The sequence below is a fragment of the Parafrankia sp. FMc2 genome (assembly GCF_041008525.1).
Lineage (GTDB): Bacteria > Actinomycetota > Actinomycetes > Frankiales > Frankiaceae > Parafrankia.
This window is the reverse complement of the sequence record NZ_JBFLUG010000146.1, coordinates 1-17268: the sequence shown is the minus strand read 5'-3', so window position 1 is coordinate 17268 and position 17268 is coordinate 1. Positions and strand designations below refer to the sequence as shown.

Below are 17268 nucleotides of genomic sequence, written 5' to 3'. Positions count from 1 at the left end.
TCCCCCGTCCCTCGGCTCTGCATCAGCACCTCCTCGACATCCTCGATGTCGACCCGACCCGGCCACCTTGAACCGAAACCGGGCCGGTCAACGCATCGCAACCCCATGTGCGGAAGACAGGTCTAGCGAGACTGGTTGCGGTCTGGTGGGCAGGTCAGCGAGGCACCGAGCGGTCTCGGAGCGCCCATGCTGGGCGAGATCACGAAGGTCGTCGAGGGTGCCCTCGTGAAGGATGACGACCTTGTCCTTCTGCCCAGGGAGGGCGGTGTCCATCAGCTCGCGGGGAGTGATCGGCCCTGGAGGCCAGGCAGCCCGGTCCTCGACCGACGGCTCCGGTACCGGCTTCGGGGCTGTCGTCGACCCGGTCTCCGGGACCGACGGACGGACGATGCGGTACCGGTTCGATCGGCGGCCGCCACCGCGCTCGGTGGCCAGGATGCCAGCCATCTCCAGGGCACGCACCGCGCGACGGGCGGTGGACACCGACACCTCGGCCCGCGCGGCCAGCGTGGCCATCGACGGGAACGCACCCGACCAGTCCGTCGCGTCGAGGTAGTAGGCGATCCCGAGGAGCGTGGAACGCAGCACGCGCACCGACACCATCCGCCCGCCGACGACGGTCGGGACGAGCCTGATCGTGCGGACATGGGAGTAGAGCGCGGAGACGGCGGAGCGCCGTGCAATGCTGGACTTCACGGTTCGGACTCCTGCTGTTTTCAGGGTTCGGATCCAGGCCCCGTCCCGGTGCACCAACACCGGGCGGGGCCGCCCCATCGGGGGGATGATCCACGGTAGCCCGCGAAACGGATCGCGCCCGGCGGACTTCCACCGCGACCACTACCAAGCCACATTCCGCGGACGACGAGCGATGCCGCCGCGAGTACAATCGTTTGATGCCGAGCAAACAATGAACAGATCCACCGATCGGACGGCGACGGCCCTGGGAAATCGGCGTACCCGTCCCACCGGTGGCGAACTTTCCCGCGCCAGCCTCCGTTGTGCATAAAGTTGACTCCGCCATACGTTCACGGTCGGGCGGCGGGGGGCTGGATGCAGGCGGACGGAAATGGCCACGTACCTGCGGGAACACTGCTGGAGGATCTCTGCCCCGGGTGGCGTGTCACCGGGATCGTCCACGGTGAGGCGGTGGTGGTCACCGCCGTCCGGCCGGCCGGCAGCAACGCGCGGCTCGTCGAGTACCGGCGTGACGACGGGACCATCCACAGGTCGGTACTGCCGCGCTCGCGCGAGGCAGACCTCGCGCGCGTGACCGCGTCGGGGCCCTTCCGCACCGACCCGCGGGACTGGCGCCTCGCCGCCGAGGCCCTGCGGATCCGGCGGTCGACCCTCTTCACCGACATGGCCGCGGTGGCGACGTCCACCCTGCAACCGCTGCCGCACCAGCTGCTGGCCGTCTACGACGAGCTGCTGCCCCGCTCGCCGCTGCGGTTCCTGCTCGCCGACGACCCCGGCGCGGGCAAGACCATCACCGCCGGGCTGTACCTCAAGGAGATGATGCTGCGCGAGGACGTCGCACGCTGCCTGATCGTCGTCCCGGGGTCGCTGATCGACCAGTGGCAGAGCGAGCTGCGGGAACGGTTCGGGCTCGTCTTCGAACGGCTCAGCACGGACCTGGCCGCGACGCCCGGCAGTGACGTCTTCGAGCGCCATCCGCTCCTTCTCGCCCGCATGGACCATCTGAGCAGAAACAACGACCTGCTCACCCGGCTGCGGGAGGCCAGCGAATGGGATCTCGTCATCGTCGACGAGGCGCACCGCATGTCCGCCCACTATTCGGGCTACGAGCTGCGGACCACGCGGCGTTACGAGCTCGGTGAGCTGCTCAGGGAACGCACCCGCCATCTGCTGCTGATGACGGCGACACCGCACGCGGGCCGGCACGAGGACTTCCACGCCTTCCTCGCGCTGCTGGACCCGGACCGGTTCGAGGGAAACTTCACCGCCGCCGGCGGCGGGGCCGCGGACACCACCGGCCTCATGCGCCGGCTCCTCAAGGAGGACCTGCGCACGTTGGACGGCCGGCCGCTGTTCCCCGAGCGCCGTGCGTACACCGTGCCCTACCAGCTCTCCCCCGCCGAACGGGAGCTGTACGAGGAGGTCACCGACTATGTGCGTTACGAGATGGGGCGCGCGGACCGGCTGCGCGACAGCGGCGAGGTGCAGCGTGGCAACACGGTCGGTTTCGCGCTGACGATCCTGCAACGGCGGCTGGCCTCCAGCCCCGAGGCGATCCTGCGCAGTCTCGAACGGCGGCGGGAGCGCCTGCGCCAGCAGCTCGCCGACAACAGTGACCGGAACGGCGGCCGCAGCGGTGGACGGCTGGCGGAGCATGTCGAGCGCACACTGGCCGGGTTGTGGAACGGCGGCGGGGACAGCCGCGGCGGGGTGGACAGCCGCGGAGTGGACAGCGCGCTCGACGACATCCTGTCCGAGCTGGACGAGCCGGATCCACCCGATTCCGGCCTGGGCGGTTCCGGCCTGGGCGGTTCCGGCCTGGGCGGTTCCGGCCTGAGTGGTTCCGGCACGGTGGCTCGGCACAGTCTCACCTTCGGTGATCTCGTCTGGTTGGAGGAGGAGGTCACCGACGCGGCCACGGCAGCCCGGACCCGTGAGGAGCTCCAGGCGGAGATCTCGACGCTGGATCACCTGGTGGGCATGGCTCGCCGCGTGCGCTCGGCCGACACCGACCGCAAGTGGTCGGAGCTTCGGACGATCCTGCGGGACGACCTGCGCACCCGGGACGAGTCCGGCCAGCTCAGCAAGATCATCCTTTTTACCGAGCACCGGGACACGCAGGCCTACCTGGTCGAGCGGATCACCACACTGCTCGGTGACACGGCCGCGGTGGAGTTCATCCACGGTGGGCTTTCCCGTGAGCGCCGCCTCGCGGCCCAGCGGCGTTTCACCTCTGATCCGCGGGCCCGCGTCCTCGTCGCCACGGACGCCGCCGGTGAGGGTGTGAACCTCCAGGTGGCGCATCTGATGGTCAACTACGACCTGCCGTGGAACCCGAACCGGATCGAGCAGCGGTTCGGCCGCATCCACCGCATCGGGCAGGGCGAGGTGTGCCACCTGTGGAACCTGGTGGCCACCGACACCCGTGAGGGTGACGTGTTCTACCGGCTGCTGGAGAAGATCGAACAGCAGCACGAGGCCTACTCCGGGAAGGTCTTCGACGTCCTCGGTCAGGCGTTCGCCGACCGGCCGCTGCGGGACCTGCTCATCGAGGCGATCCGGTACGGCGACAGCCCGGACGTCCGAGGCAGGCTGCACGAGATCATCGACGCGGCGGTCGGCACCGGGCTCGTGGAGCTGCTCGACGAGCGGGCCCTGCACACGGACGTCCTGGCCGCCGCGCAGGTCGACGGGCTGCGGCGCCGGCACGAGGCGGCCACGCGGCACGGGCTGGCGCCGGCGGACGTGGAGGAGTTCTTCCTGGCCGCCTTCCCCACCCTCGGTGGCCGCGTCGAGCCACGGGAACCCGGTCTGCACCAGGTCGTCCACGTCCCGCCCGCGCTGCGGGACACCCGTACCGCGCACACCGGTCAGGATGCTGGCGTGTCTCCCGTCCGGCGGGTCGTGCATCCCGGCTACCGGCGGATCACCTTCGGTACCGGGCCCGCCGGCCGCTCCGCACGATCCGAAGGCACTGCACGGTCCGAAGGCACTGTGCGGCAGGGCTCCGCGGAGCTGCTCGAACCGTCGCATCCGCTCGTCGAGGCGGTCGCCGACGGGGTCCTGCGCCGGGCCCGTGACGTGCTGCGGGGCGGAACCGTGTTCGTCGACCCGACGGATCCGGGCGGCGTCCCGCGGCTGCTCGCGATCGTCAGCGCCGAGATCCGGGACGGTCATCAGCCGGCCGGCGTGGTGTCGCGCCGGATGACGGTGGTGGAGCTGCGCCCGGACGGCACGGCGTCGGTCCGGGAACCCGCGCCGTACCTGCGCTACCTGGAACTGCACGACCCCACGGACGTGGGGACGGCCTCGGCCCCGGGCACGGGCACGTATGCGGTGGGCCCGGTGGACGCCGTGCGCGCCGCGGCGCTCGCCGCCCCCGGCCGGGACGGCGCGCCCTGGCTGCGTGAACCGCCGGCGGACGTGGTGCGGACCTGGGCGTTCGACCATCTCCTGCCCGCTCACCTGGACGAGGTCCGGGCGCGGGTGCAGGCACCCGCGGAGCGGGCAGGGCGGCTCGTCGCCGACCGGTTGGGGGCCGAGATCGAGAAGTGGAAGGCCTGGCGGGCCGATGATCCGGGCCCGGCGGGGCGGAGAGGCACGACGCGGGCGACCGGCGACGCGGTGACACCCGCCTCCCCCGACCGCACGTCCCGTGAGCGCCCTTCCCGTGAGGGCCGCATCAGCGCGGCGACCGCGCGGCAGCGCGCGGAGGCGCTGGAATACCGGTTGAACCGCCGGCTCGCGGACATCGAGGCGGATCTGCATCTCGACCAGCCCGAGCCGGTCGTGGAGGCGGTGGCCCTCGTCGTCCCCGCAGGTCTCGCGGCCCGTGCCGGTGTACGCCTTCCCGGGCCACCCGCACCGGCCGCGTCGGCGCCCAGGCCCCGTCCCTGGACGCCGCCCCCCGCGCCCGCGCCCGCGCCCAAGCCGGCGTCTGAGCCCGAGCCGGTGCGCCGGCCGCGGCGCAGGTGGTTCTGATGACGGTCGATCCCGCGGACCGGCGGGCGGTCCGCGACCTGCTGCGCCGGGCCGAGACCCTGGATGTCGCCGCCCGGGCCGTCGAGGCGGGCAGGGCGCGGATCCGCGGGGAGGTCGAGCAGCGGTTCGTGGCACTGCGCGGTCAGATGGTCCGGCGCGACCTGGCGACCATGCCGCTGGCCCGGCTGCGGGAGGTCACCGGCGAGCGGGTCCGCCTGGGACCGTTGGAGGGCGCCGGGTTCCGCACCGTGCTGGACGTCCTGAACACGTTCGACACGGGGCCTGCTCCGGCCCCGCGCATCACCGGTCTCGGGGAACGGTCGATCACGCAGATCGTCGCCGCCGCCCGTCAGCTCTCCGCCGCCACCGAGGACAGCATCCGGTTCCACATCGAGCTCGACCCGGCCAACCCCTACAGCACCGACCTGCTCGTCGCGCTGCATCGGCTCGACCGCGTCGAACGCACCCTCGCCCAGGTGCGTGCCGGCGAGACGGTGGCCACCCTGGCCGAGGAACTACCCGGCCTGGCCCGGGCAGCCGCCCCGGCCCGCGGATGGCTACGGCACACGTTCGCCAGCCCGTCCGCGCGCGAGCAGGCGGTCGGGGCGGTCACCCGCCTCGACGAGCTGCTCGGGCAGGCGACCGGGACCGGCCTGATCACGTTCGGTGGACCGGACGAGATCACCGGCCCGCTGTGCTCCGCGGGTGAGCTGGTGGACGCACCGGTCGAACCGGCGGCCGTGTGGGCGGACTTCGAGCGACGCGCCCCCGAGTACTACGGCCCGCTCAGCCAGATCGTCGACCTCGGGCTGGACGTCGCCGCCGCCGAGGGCGGCCTGCCGGCCGAGATCGCCGAGCGGGTGCGGGCCCAGCAGCTCGACGAGTCGTACCGCCGGGTCGCGCTGCGCGGCTACCAGGCGTTCGGCGCGCGGTTCGCACTCGTCCAACGACGGGTGATCATCGGCGACGAGATGGGGCTGGGCAAGACGATCCAGGCCATCGCCGCGCTGGCGCACCTGCGGACGCTCGGCGCCACCCACTTCCTCGTGGTCGCGCCGGCCGCCGTCCTGGTCAACTGGCTGCGGGAGGTCGAGGCCCGCAGCCTGCTCACCGCCCGTCGCCTGCACGGGCCGGAACGCGCCGGCGAGCTGCGTCGCTGGACGCGCGACGGCGGTGTCGCGGTGACCACCTTCGACGTCGCGAGGTCCCTGGCGGTCCCGGCCGACGTCGACATCGGGATGCTCGTCGTCGACGAGGCGCACTACATCAAGAACCCACAGGCCCTGCGCTCGCAGGCCGTCCGCGGGCTCGCCGACCGGGCCGGGCGGGTGCTGTTCCTCACCGGGACGCCGATGGAGAACCGGGTGGCGGAGTTCCGCGCCCTCGTCGGCTACCTGCAACCGGACCTGACGACCGACCCGGGCACCGGACCGGTGCGGATGGCCTCCGAGGCGTTCCGGCGCGCGGTCGCCCCGGCCTACCTACGCCGCAACATCGACGACGTCCTCTCCGAACTGCCCGAGCTGATCGAGGTCGAGGAGGCCGAGGACTTCGGCCCGGCCGAGGAGCAGGCGTACCGCCAGGCCGTGTTGGCCGGCAACTTCATGGCCATGCGCCGCGCCGCCTACCCGGCCCCGGGCGCCCCCGGCACCCCTGGCACACCTGGCGGTCCTGGCACACCTGGCGGTCCTGGCGGGCAGGTCGGCAAGCTGCGGCGACTGCTCGACATCGTCGCCGAGGCGGCGTCCAACCGGCGCAAGGTCGTCGTCTTCTCCTACTTCCTGGACGTCCTCACGGTGGTGGAGCAGGCGGTCCGGGCCGAGCTGGGCGACGTGGTGACGGTCGTCGGCCCCCTCGACGGCAGCACGCCGGCCACCGCGCGGCAGCGCCTCGTCGACGAGTTCGGCTCCGCCGCCGGCCCGGCGGTGCTGGTCAGCCAGATCTCGGCCGGCGGCACCGGCCTGAACATGCAGGCGGCGTCCGTGGTGATCCTGTGTGAGCCGCAGGTGAAACCCACCCTGGAGCAGCAGGCCATCGCCCGGTGCCACCGGATGGGCCAGGTCCGCGGCGTGCAGGTACACCGCCTCGTCAGCACCGTCGGGGTGGACCGGCGCCTGCGCGAGATCCTCGCCGAGAAACGGCGGACGTTCGACGCCTTCGCCCGCCGCAGCGCCGTCGCCGAGGGCACCCCCGACGCCGTGGACGTCTCCGAACAGGAACTCGCCCGCCAGATCGTCGAAGCCGAACAGCTGCGCATCGCCATCGAGGCCGCCACCACCTGAACCCGCCCGCGTGCACCCGCCCATCAGTGGGGCCGGACGCGCGGCCCCCGCCGACGGCGTTCACCGCGTACACGCAGACACGCTCCAGCGGGGCGCCGGCATACCACGGACGTCTCGCGTCCTACCAGCGCGAACCCGGAGCCCGCGAGCTCCTCGCCCGCATCGGCCTCCGGCACGCGGAACAGCATGCGACGGCGCTACGCGCCTCGCCGCACAACCCCTCCGCCCTTTGATCGAGTGGTAGACAGTTGCGATTTCAGCAACCTACGACTACGTTGAGGCGGTGGATCCTGAGACTCTTGCTGTCCGGGTGCGGGAGGCCATCCAACGATCGGGCCTGACCCAGCGGGCCGTGGCGAACGCGGCGGGTCTTGATCCGACTGCCCTGTCGAAGGTACTTGCCGGCCGGCGGCGACTTAGTTCGCTGGAGCTGGCGCTCGTCGCCGAGGTGACGGGGGTCCCGGTCGACGAGATCCTCGCCGCCGACGACCGCGAGGATGTTCGGATCGCCGCCCGGGTACAGCCTGCCGCAAATCCGGCTGTGACCGAGGCTATGCGCCGGGTGGACGAGCTCCTGGAGATCGACGGGCTGTTGTCCGATGTAGGGCTGCCGGCGCCGCCGAGCCGTTTTCCGATTTCCGTTCCAGATTCTTCCGGTCGCTGGGTCGATCAGGCCGGCGCGCTCGCTGCCGAGGTGCGTGGTCTGGCTGGGATCGGCGATGGGCCGATCGAGAGTCTGGCCGACTTCTGTGAACAGCGGCTGGGCGTCGACGTCGCCGTGGAGAAGCTGCCGCCAGGGTTGGACGGGCTGAGCATCAGCCGTGGCAACTACCGCCTGGCTCTGGTGAACAGTGCCACTCCGGCGACGCGGCAGCGCTACACCCTCGCTCATGAGCTCGGGCACGTAGCTTTCGGCGACATTCACGGCATACGGCTGGACGAAGACCTTTTCGGCCCGGAGCGGAGTGTGGAGGAGCGCCGCGCCAACAGCTTCGCCGCGGCGTTTCTCATGCCGGTGCCGGCGTTGTGCAGGGCGCTCGGGCCGGCGGGCACGACCGAGGTCACGATCGGTGCGATGCTCGCCGAGTTCAAGGTCAGCCTGGATGCGCTCGCCTTCCGTCTCCACAATGTCGAGCTCGTGGATGCCCTTGGCCGGGACCGGGTCCGACAGATGTCGGCGCGGCGGCTTGAGCTGCTGGCAGGCCACGCTGGGGAGTACCAACGTCAGCTACGCAGCATCGGCGCGCGGCGGGTACCGAGCGGCCTGCTCCAGCGCGCGGTGGATGCGTACAACAACGGCTCGATCGGAGTGCGCGTACTCGCCCGGCTCATGTGTGTGCCGGAAGGTGCGCTCCTCAGACAGTTGAGTCCCCTCCCACCAATGACGGACGAGGAACTGGCCGACGACGACCCGACACTCGTCCTGTGATGTCGTCCGTGGGCCGCTTATAGACTGGTAGCGTGAATCCGCGCTTTGGAGATGCACCGGAGTCCGGCAGGACTGGCCCTCCGGCACGCTCCCTGGTTCTCTTCGACGCCTGTTCGCTGCAGAATTTCTCCGTAGTCGGCGCGTTGCCGATTCTGGAGGCACGGTTCGGCGGTCGGGCCGGGTGGACAGAAGGCGTACGATACGAAATCCGCCGTGGCCTGCCGGCCGAGGCGAAGCTGCAGGATGTTCTCAACCTCGAAAACACCTGGCTGGGTCCGGCTCATCGGCTCGACCAGCCTGGCGACGACGAGGCGGTCGACCTCATCCGTCGCGGCCTGGGTGGCACCCGGTCCACTCCGCTCCAGCATCTCGGCGAAGCCGAGTCGATCCGTTTGCTGGAGCGCACGGCCGCCACCGACCGGGTGTTCGTGACCGACGACGGCCCAGCCGCGGACTTCGCCCGGCACCGCCCCAGCCGCATCCGTGTCCTCGACGCGGCCGAGGTGCTCGCGGAGGCCCATGCCTTCGGCGAGATCGGTTGCCCGGCCGCCTACAACGTGGTCAAGGCGATGTGGCACTACCCGAGAGAGGTGCGCCTGCCCTCTCACCACCGGGAGGTCTGCTGATCCGGAAGGCAGATTGCGATGCCATTACCGCAATGATTGCTTGGTTCGAGGCCCCCGGCGTCGGGAGCACCGCTGCGGCGGCCGTCACCGACCGACAGGCAGTCCGGACGCGGGGCCCTCCCCGACAGCGTTCAGCGAACGGCTCGGCGAGCAGTCCACCGACGCGCGGTCGGTGCGCGACGGGCGCGGTGGCCGGCTGCTCCCCGCCAGCGGGGTGCCTCAAAACCGAACCACTGCCGTGTCTGTCGGACCCGGCGGACAGGGTGTGGGTCATGACGGGGGCTTTGTGGGATGACCGGACAACATGGAACGGGTACGTCGCCTACGGCGACGACACTCCGGGGTCGCGACTGAACTGGATCCGATGGAGGCTGGCCTGCGAGCTGACAGCACGCTGGTATGCCAGCGTGGGGGTGGCCGTTCTCCCGTCGGTGTTCGTCCCCATGGATGGCGATCTGTATTCGCTGGCCGTCGCCTCACCGGACTGCCGGGTGTCGGCCCGGTACTTCGGACGCCTGTCCAGGGGCGCTGTACGGATCCGTTCCGACGACGTGTTTCTCGCCGCCGAGCTGGGGTGCGTCTGGTCCGGCATCGGAACGCCCGGTGACCACCTTCAGTCCGTGGACATCCCCTGGCCACGGTATGTGGAGGAGGTGGCAGCCCTGCTCGGGCTGGGCGAAGCCGCCGGCGACGGCCATGGCCACTGCTGGCATGCCCAGGCCGAGGCGCGCTATCCCCTGGTTTACGAAACCGCGGTTCTCCTCCGCACCGAAGGACGCCAGGACTGCGGCGTGGGCCAGATCGGCCCGTTCATCTCGGCACGGGACGAGCCGATCGCAGGGTGGCTCGCCGCAGCGGGCTATCGACCGTCAGCAGACGAACCGGATCGGTGGATCCGGGTCCAAAGCGCACTTGGGGAGCTCGCCCTCGGTCCTCGTGGAACGGTCGTGACCGCTCGGGGCTACTACCAGCCGAGGCCTGACGAGACTGCGGCCGACCTGGCAGCGGCCACCCGGAACCTCCTCACCTCTTCGGCGCCCACGCGCGGGTCGTCGACGACGCCGGTCATGACGCCGGTCATGACGCCGGCGCAGCTGGCGGCAGCACGCCGAACGAAGTTCCGGGACGGGGCGAAGCAGCTGGCCGAAGCCGCGGGTCTCCCCACCGAGCCCTACACCTGTCCGGGCTTCCCCCTGTCGTCGGCGCTGGTGTTCTTCGCCGATGCCACGACCCTGGCCGTTCTCGTCGGGGGCGAGGAGGATGCCCTCACGGTGGATTCGGCGCTTGCCTACGGCATCGCCCACGCCCCGGGCCGAGAACTCGCCGTGGTACTTCCTGCCGGTGCCGAGGCGGCCACGGTCTGCCGCGCCGCCCACCTCGACCGGCCAGTCGCCGTCTGGACGCACGACGGCACCGCCGTCACCCGCGTCCCACCGGCCGAGCGGGCAGATGTTCCTGCCGAGATGCGCGAGACCAAACTGCGCGGCGGAGAACACGATCTCGGCACCCGCGGCGGGTGGATCGAGCACCTCATATCCTGGGCGGACCGGCACCCGGACCTGGTGCCCGCGCACCGCGGCAGCTACCGCGCCTGGCACTGCGCGGGCCGGCAGCTCCTCAACGTCAGACGCTCCCGCACCGGCCTCGCACTCGTGGCCGGGGTCAACTACTCGAAGCCGGAAGCCGGGGAGGTTCCCCCGCTCGGCCTCGCCCTCGACGGCCCGTTGGACGCCGCCACCGCGGCGCGGATCCGAGCGGCGGTGGAGACGGGTGTCGCGGACCGGCTCGGCGACCAGGACTCCGGCCACGCCGAACACCGCCTCCAGGCCGCCCTGGCCAGCAACTGGAACAGGATCAGCTGGCCGGTCGCACGGCGGCTGGAACGGGAGATGCCGGCCAGGCGGCCCGGCGGGCGTACCGGGTACGTCGACTTCGTGTCGGTCGACGACACGGGCCTCCTGCACATCGTCGAGACCAAGATCGGCGGTGACGAGTTCCTCGTCCTGCAGGGCCTCGACTACTGGCTTTGGGCGAAGGCGAACGCCGATCTGCTCGCAGCCCACTTCGGGCTGGAACGGCTGACCGGAATCAGGATCGATCTGGTCGCCGCCGAACCCGACGGCACCACGCCGGACGCGAACACGCCGATCCTCAGCCCCTACGCACCAGCGCAGCTCGAGGCACTCGGCAGCCACATCGACTGGGAGGTACATCGCCTCGCCGGCTGGGGCGCCGCCGCGCCCAGCCTGCAGTCGCTCGGCCTACGGCACGTCCCCGGCCAGCCACATATCCGCCGACGCCCCGTGCCGCCGGCCCGCATTCAGCGTCCGACTGCCTGCCGGTAATTCTTCAGCAGCGACTCATCGTCGGATAGAAGCCACCTCCGCTGCCCACTGGCACGGAGTTCCTGCACAACAGCAACTCCGTGCCCTGACCGAATCCGGCGCCTTTGCGCTGGTGAGTGACGACCTGTCGATGGGCGAGGAGGGCGACGAGCCTGGGCCTGGGCCTGGTGTGCTGAGGGTCGACGACACCCGCCACGCCGTCCGCACCACTACCGGACCGTGCTGCTCGATCTCGGCGTCGGCCCACAGCGGCGGTTACGTCCACGGCGGCCATGTCTAGCTAAACGGAATGATCCGGGCGGGACTGCGCGGGACCTCGGCGCAACGAGGCCGGGGGCGGCCGTTCGACCCGGCTGGGCCGGATCTGATCGCGACGGAGGATCCCCTCCCGCATCCCGGCCACCACGCGCCGGCTGGGATCATCGACGGCGGAATTCAGATTCAGAGCAGACGAGGTGAGGATGGGTAGCCGAAACCGTGAACGACGCAAGGCCAAGCAGAAGGCCCGCGAAGCCCGCGGCCGCGCGGCGGGATCGTTCTACCAGGCGCAGAGCCAAGGGGAGGCGGTGCGGGAGGCGGTCGACCATTTGGTCGCCGCCGCGCTGGAGGCCCACCTCGACCAGGATGACGCGGCGGTGGCAAGGTGCGTGGAGTTGCTGCTCGCCGTGCCGGGCGGCCCCACCGGACACCGGGCCGTCAATCGATCCCTCGCCAGGTGGTTCGACCATGTCGTCGAGGCTCTCTGGCAGCACGGCTGGCAGCCGGTGGACGTGCACCGGATCGCGAGCCGCCAGGCCGGCCAGCGCCAGGCGCGGCTCGCCGTCGACGCGATTGCAGCCCAGGCGCGTCGGTACGCGGCCGCCACCGTCGACGAGCGGTGGAAGGCCCAGCTACAGGCCCTCGGCGCCTCCGTGTGGTGGGACCACGACGACCGTTGGCTGGAGGCCTGGGGCGACCGTGAGAGCCGGGACCGAGCCGGGGTGATCAGCGACGTGCTCGATCTGCTCGGCCTTCTGCACGCCCTGCCCGAGATCGAGTCACTGTGCCCTCCACCGGGCACCGCGCGCCGGGGCGGCCCGGGCCACGGCCATGCTCAAGGAGCCCCGAGCGGCCAGGCCGCCGCGTCGGGCACCGCCGGGAGCGCCGACCCGCGCATCCTCGACAAGGTCCGCGCCCTGCTGGCGAAGGCCGAGTCGACCGGGTTTGCCGAGGAGGCCGAGGCACTGACTGCCAAGGCACAGCAGCTCATCACCCGGCACAGCATCGACAAGGCGCTGCTGGCGGCGCGGGAGGGATCCCGCGACAGACCGACCGGCCGACGGGTCGGCATCGACAATCCCTACGAGGCAGCCAAGACGACTCTGCTCGACGTGGTCGCCGGCGCGAACCGGTGCCGTTCCGTGTGGTCGAAACAACTCGGGTTCGCGACGGTGATCGGCTTCGAGCCCGACCTCGACGCGGTGGAACTGCTGTACACATCGCTGCTGGTCCAGGCGACCACGGCGATGATGCGGGCCGGGTCACGCCAGGACAGCGCCGGACGATCCCGCACCCGGTCGTTCCGGCAGTCCTTTCTCGCCTCGTTCGCGATCCGGATCGACCAACGCCTGAGGGCCGCGACCGAGGAGGCGAGCGCGCAGGCCGCCACCGAGACGGGAGAGGGATCGCTGCTGCCCGTGCTCGCCGCCCGCGACGACGTCGTCCGGGAGACAACCGAGACGATGTTCCCGGAGATCTTCTCCCAGGCCGTGAGCGCGACCGACGGCGAGGGATGGGCGTTCGGCCGAGCCGCCGCCGACCTCGCCTCGTTGCGCACCCGCGAAGAGGTGGCCGCCGACCGGCCCGGGTAGCGGCGGGCGAAGGCGGCCACGCCGCAGCCACAGACCGTTCGCGGCCCAGGGCCGGTACCCAGGCGGAGGCGCCGGATCCCGACACGGAGGCCTTCGATAGATCGCCGGGTGCATCGTCCGCGTCAGGCTGTAATCGACGAGTTCGCCGCATGGGCCGCTACGGAAGGCCGTGCCCCGAACGGTGAGAGCGACGGCACGGACGGCAACGGGCCCGGCCGGCGGTGGCGTGATCGCATCACGCTCCTGCTGCACGTCCGTGCCGAGTACCTGTTCCGGCCCGACCCGACCCGCTGGCGCAGCGGTGACGTCCACAACCTGTTCATGAACTATGTGGCGCCCCGGCAGGTCGACGCCTGGGGTCTCGCCGCGCACGGCCTGGACATCATCCAGGATTTCCTGTGCTTCCTCGGCACCGCCGACCGGCTGCACCCGGCCAGCGCCCGTGTTCCGACCCTGCTCAAGGAGCTGGGCCGGCTCGCCGAGAAGTACCCGGCCGCGATGGCGGACGCGAGTCGGTGGGGGCTGGCGAAGCGGGTCTTCACCGCGGTCCTCGCCGACGGCCTCAGCCTGGACGACGATCCCGCCACGCTCGGCCGTCGCCTGCGCATTCACCACGGGCAGGGCTCCGTCATCCACGCCCAGCCGGGCGCGCCCGGCCACGCCGATGTCGGAGGCCGCGTCACCGAGGACGAGCCCCGCCAGACATGAGGCCCCCGGCGTGGTGTGGGCGCAGTTGAGGCTATGCGGAACGGTCCGGGCGGGACTGGACGAAATCTCGGCGCAGCCGCTTGAGGCTCACGAGCTTTCCGCTCCTCGGGTCGGGCGCCTTCCAGAACTCCCAGCCGTCCGTCGGCCGGGCGGTCGCCGGCAGGTCCGGCCCGGCGATGTCCACTTTCACCGCCGCCCCCGCCGCGCTCAGCGACAGACGCTGCCCACCGAAACTGACCATCCCGTCCGAGCGCACCTGCGCCTCCCGCTGCTGGCCGCGATATCGAGCGGTCAGCGCACCGCCCACCCGCACCAGCCCCGCGGCGATGAGATCAGCCAGGCCCAGATCCCGCTCCACCCGTGTCACCCGGGCCGGATCCGCCGACAGCGGCATGGCCTCGGACGCCTCCACACCGGTCGGCGCGCCCGGCAAACGATCATCATGGACGTCCGCCCCGGAGGAATCTGAGCTCTTCGCCCCGGCTTCCCGTCCCGATGAAGCGGGGACACCTACGGAGCCGTTCGAAGCGGCCGGGTAGGCCCCCCGGGGCGTCGGGACCACACGGGAGGACGGAACCGCCTCGGGGACGTCGAAGGCCGCGCGGACCCGGATCAGCGTGTCCCGCACCTCGGACTCGGTGAGGCTGGGCGTTCGGCGGCGGACCAGCGCGACGATCTCCGGCGCCGGTTCCCCTCCGTCGAACAGCTCCGCGAGCGCCGACACGACCTGCCCGTCGACGAACTCGGACCGCCACAGCTGCTCGATTCGGTCGCTGCCCAGCACGTCCTTGCCCAGCAACTCCAGAACGCGCGCCGCCTCGTCGGCACCGTCGGCGAGACGGACCGTCCGGTAGAGCTTCTGCTCTACGGGGACCGGGGCGTGCGCGTTGTAGATGCGCCACTCCGCGCCGTTCGTCAGGACGACCCACCGCACCCCGGCAGCTGTGGCGTAGCTGAGAATCTGCGTCGCCCACCTCAGCTGACCGAGGTCCTCACCGAGGCCTTTCGCCTCGATGAACAGGCAGGGCCGGCGGCGAAGAAGCAGCGCGTAGTCGACGGGGTTCGCCGACCCGCCGTACCGGTACTCCCGGTTGACCTCGTCGAGGTCGTGGATGTCCCACCCCAACGCTTCGATGACTGGTTCGATCAGGCTGGCCTTCGTGTTCTGCTCCCCGATGCGCTGCCCGCGGGTGTACCGTTCCAGCCGCCGGACGCAGTCCCCGAGCGTCTCGTGAAGCGTGCGCGCCACTCTCACCCCAGTCGCCGTCGTCATCCACTCCGGGCAGCGCACAACACCAGACCTCGCTCCCGCCACCAATAACTATCATCTGGTTACTCAGCGACGCACGAGCCGCTGGCCGCGGCCGGATCCCGACCACCCGCAGGACTGCCCGCACGATGCGCCGACCGTCACCTGGGCGCAGGTCGTGTCCAGGAGCAAGCGGCAAAGCAGTGGCCGGCACGGCTGAAACCTGACAACTTCACCCCATGCCCAGCATCGACGTACAGCCCCGATCGGTGGGAGACCTTCGCCGGCTGGAAGCGGAGGACAGGCTTCCGAAGCTCCTCTTCTTCTGGGGTCACCGCCCACCGCCGGGCGGCGGCGTCGGGAAAGGTTGCCTCAGTCAGTGGTGGCCGGTCGATTTCACCGTCGGCGGTACCGACTATCGAAGCGCCGAGCATTTCATGATGGAACAGAAATCCAGGCTGTTCGGCGACGACGCAACCGCCGAACGGGTACTCGCAGCCGCGAGCCCAGGTGAGGCGAAGGCGCTCGGCCGCCAGATCCGCGACTTCGACGAGGAGACCTGGACTCGCCGCCGCTACGACATCGTCGTGCGCGGCAACAGCGCCAAGTTCAGCCAGCACCCCGCACTGCGGGAGTACCTCGTCGGAACCGGCCGCCGGACACTGGTCGAGGCAAGCCCGCTCGACCGTATCTGGGGCATCGGCCTTGCATCCGAGGACGAGCGGGCGAGCCGCCCGAGCGCCTGGCCCGGTCTGAACCTTCTCGGCTTCGCGCTCATGGAGGTACGCGCGCTGCTGTCGGCGGCGCCCTGAAACCCGACCAAGCCGATCCGTCCTGGCGGCGACTGAGGCACGCCCGGACGCCGGACCACAAGTGGGAGGAACCGGTGAGGTCACGCGGCCTCATGCCGGCGACGCCAGCCGGCAGCGTCGCCGTCCTCGTCCTCGCCGGCCCCTTCGAGGTTCGCGTAGGGGCTGAGATCCGGGATCCACCCACCGGTCATCACGGGCTCCGACCGTTGTGCGCACCCCGTGCGGACGGTTCCCGGGTGGGTGGGGCTCGCCGGCCAGCCGGAGACAGACTGCTTCGTCTTCAGCCGGCGCGGCGGGATCCTGGGCGCCTCCGGCGAGCCGAGGGCATCAGAGGCTGCGCTGTGGTGGATGACGCCGTGGCGCCGGAATCGCAACCTGATGAACCGGTGCACTTCAGCATGTACTTCGCAGTCCCACGCCCGGAACACGTGCCGCAGCGCCTCGGCCTGTTCCGCCCACTCGTCCGGGGTCTGCCCGGGGAGCAGTTCCACCCGCAGGATGTCCAGCCCGGGGGCCGTCTGGATCGCGCGGATCCGTGGGAAGTACTCGTCGAAGATCACCTGATCCCCGCTCGAGATCGGCGTGCGGATCGCCAGGCCGGTGTGGACCATCGCGGGCCGCCAGCGCCGACGGTAGACGAACGCGAGTCGCGCCCGGCCCCACACCCACCAGATCAGCAGGCTGAAGGACCGGTGGTGGGCCCTCCGCCACACGATCGCGGCCAGGACGAGGCCGACGAGAAGCGCAACCAGGCCCAGCGGCCCGAAACAGTGGACGAACAGCACCAGGCCGAGCGCCACGACCACCGCGACCCGGTGCCGCCAGCACCACCGGACGCTCAGGACCAGCGCCTTGCCGGCCACCGCCAGCAGCAGCATCCACAGCGGAACCCGCACCCGGGCCGCCTGGAAACGAATTCGCCGCACCCGCCGGTCACCATTGATTCTGGACATGGCAAACACCACCTTTCCCGGGGGCCCGCGAATTCTTTTCCCTGCCGCGAGGGCATTGGACCGCTCGCCCGACATTCGCCTGCCGCCGTGATATCGATGATGTACCGCCCGCTGACCGCTCGCCAACAGATAAGCGAGCCTAGTATGCATATCCGATATACTAAGAGAAAACTAAGTTAGTGGAATATTGATGTAGGACAGGTCTGGAGGTCGGAAGAAGCCTCGGATAATCTCCGGTGTGGCCAAGAGGCGAGCGAACGCCTTCTTGACGCTGTCGCGCAGTTCGTCGACAGTGCGGGCGGCGACTTTCCCGGCGTTATCGTTCTTCACATTCTTC

General features: G+C 70.9%; 10 protein-coding genes and 1 pseudogene. 8 read left to right on the top strand and 3 right to left on the bottom strand.

What is annotated here, in order from left to right; translation table 11 throughout:
- Positions 1 to 87: 87 nt before the first annotated feature.
- Positions 88 to 696, bottom strand: a complete 609-nt coding sequence (locus tag AB1460_RS30415; RefSeq protein ID WP_368965527.1) for a helix-turn-helix domain-containing protein — start codon at positions 694 to 696, stop codon at positions 88 to 90.
- A 354-nt stretch (positions 697 to 1050) separates the two neighbouring features.
- Between AB1460_RS30415 and AB1460_RS30410 the strand changes: the two genes are divergently transcribed.
- From AB1460_RS30410 to AB1460_RS30380, 7 genes are all read left to right on the top strand, one after another.
- Complete coding sequence (locus tag AB1460_RS30410) at positions 1051 to 4677, top strand: DEAD/DEAH box helicase (RefSeq protein ID WP_368965526.1); 3627 nt, start codon at positions 1051 to 1053, stop codon at positions 4675 to 4677.
- Positions 4677 to 6959 (top strand): DEAD/DEAH box helicase, encoded by a 2283-nt coding sequence (locus AB1460_RS30405; RefSeq protein ID WP_368965525.1) that lies wholly within the window; start codon positions 4677 to 4679, stop codon positions 6957 to 6959. Before AB1460_RS30410 ends, AB1460_RS30405 begins: the two co-directional genes overlap by 1 nt.
- Positions 6960 to 7242: 283 nt before the next feature.
- Positions 7243 to 8388 (top strand): helix-turn-helix domain-containing protein, encoded by a 1146-nt coding sequence (locus tag AB1460_RS30400; protein WP_368965524.1) that lies wholly within the window; start codon positions 7243 to 7245, stop codon positions 8386 to 8388.
- A gap of 143 nt (positions 8389 to 8531) precedes the next feature.
- The gene (locus tag AB1460_RS30395) at positions 8532 to 9014 is read left to right on the top strand and encodes a hypothetical protein (RefSeq protein ID WP_368965523.1); all 483 of its coding nucleotides are present in this window, start codon (positions 8532 to 8534) and stop codon (positions 9012 to 9014) included.
- A gap of 272 nt (positions 9015 to 9286) precedes the next feature.
- A complete protein-coding gene (locus tag AB1460_RS30390) occupies positions 9287 to 11359 on the top strand; it encodes a hypothetical protein (protein ID WP_368965522.1) in 2073 nt (690 codons plus the stop codon).
- A 461-nt stretch (positions 11360 to 11820) separates the two neighbouring features.
- Complete coding sequence (locus tag AB1460_RS30385; RefSeq protein ID WP_368965521.1) at positions 11821 to 13209, top strand: DUF2786 domain-containing protein; 1389 nt, start codon at positions 11821 to 11823, stop codon at positions 13207 to 13209.
- A gap of 108 nt (positions 13210 to 13317) precedes the next feature.
- Positions 13318 to 13917: a hypothetical protein gene (locus AB1460_RS30380; protein WP_368965520.1), complete on the top strand. Its 600-nt coding sequence runs from the start codon at positions 13318 to 13320 to the stop codon at positions 13915 to 13917.
- Positions 13918 to 13948: 31 nt separating this feature from the next.
- Here the strand turns inward: AB1460_RS30380 and AB1460_RS30375 are convergent, their stop codons facing one another.
- Positions 13949 to 15166, bottom strand: a complete 1218-nt coding sequence (locus AB1460_RS30375; protein WP_368965519.1) for a restriction endonuclease — start codon at positions 15164 to 15166, stop codon at positions 13949 to 13951.
- 239 nt (positions 15167 to 15405) lie between these two features.
- Here AB1460_RS30375 and AB1460_RS30370 point away from each other — a divergent pair, with 239 nt between their 5' ends.
- Entirely contained in the window at positions 15406 to 15978 is a 573-nt protein-coding gene (locus tag AB1460_RS30370) for an NADAR family protein (protein ID WP_368965518.1), read from the top strand.
- A 364-nt stretch (positions 15979 to 16342) separates the two neighbouring features.
- Here AB1460_RS30370 and AB1460_RS30365 read toward each other — a convergent pair.
- Positions 16343 to 16931, bottom strand: a pseudogene (locus tag AB1460_RS30365) (cell division protein FtsK); the annotation flags it as partial.
- Between the last annotated feature and the right edge of the window lie 337 nt (positions 16932 to 17268).

Excerpts from the sequence above, each read along its gene's own strand:
- AB1460_RS30410 (WP_368965526.1), top strand. The coding sequence starts at position 1,051 with ATGCAGGCGGACGGAAATGGCCACGTACCTGCGGGAACACTGCTGGAG.
- AB1460_RS30405 (WP_368965525.1), top strand. The coding sequence starts at position 4,677 with ATGACGGTCGATCCCGCGGACCGGCGGGCGGTCCGCGACCTGCTGCGC.
- AB1460_RS30390 (WP_368965522.1), top strand. The coding sequence starts at position 9,287 with ATGACGGGGGCTTTGTGGGATGACCGGACAACATGGAACGGGTACGTC.
- AB1460_RS30385 (WP_368965521.1), top strand. The coding sequence starts at position 11,821 with ATGGGTAGCCGAAACCGTGAACGACGCAAGGCCAAGCAGAAGGCCCGC.
- AB1460_RS30370 (WP_368965518.1), top strand. The coding sequence starts at position 15,406 with ATGCCCAGCATCGACGTACAGCCCCGATCGGTGGGAGACCTTCGCCGG.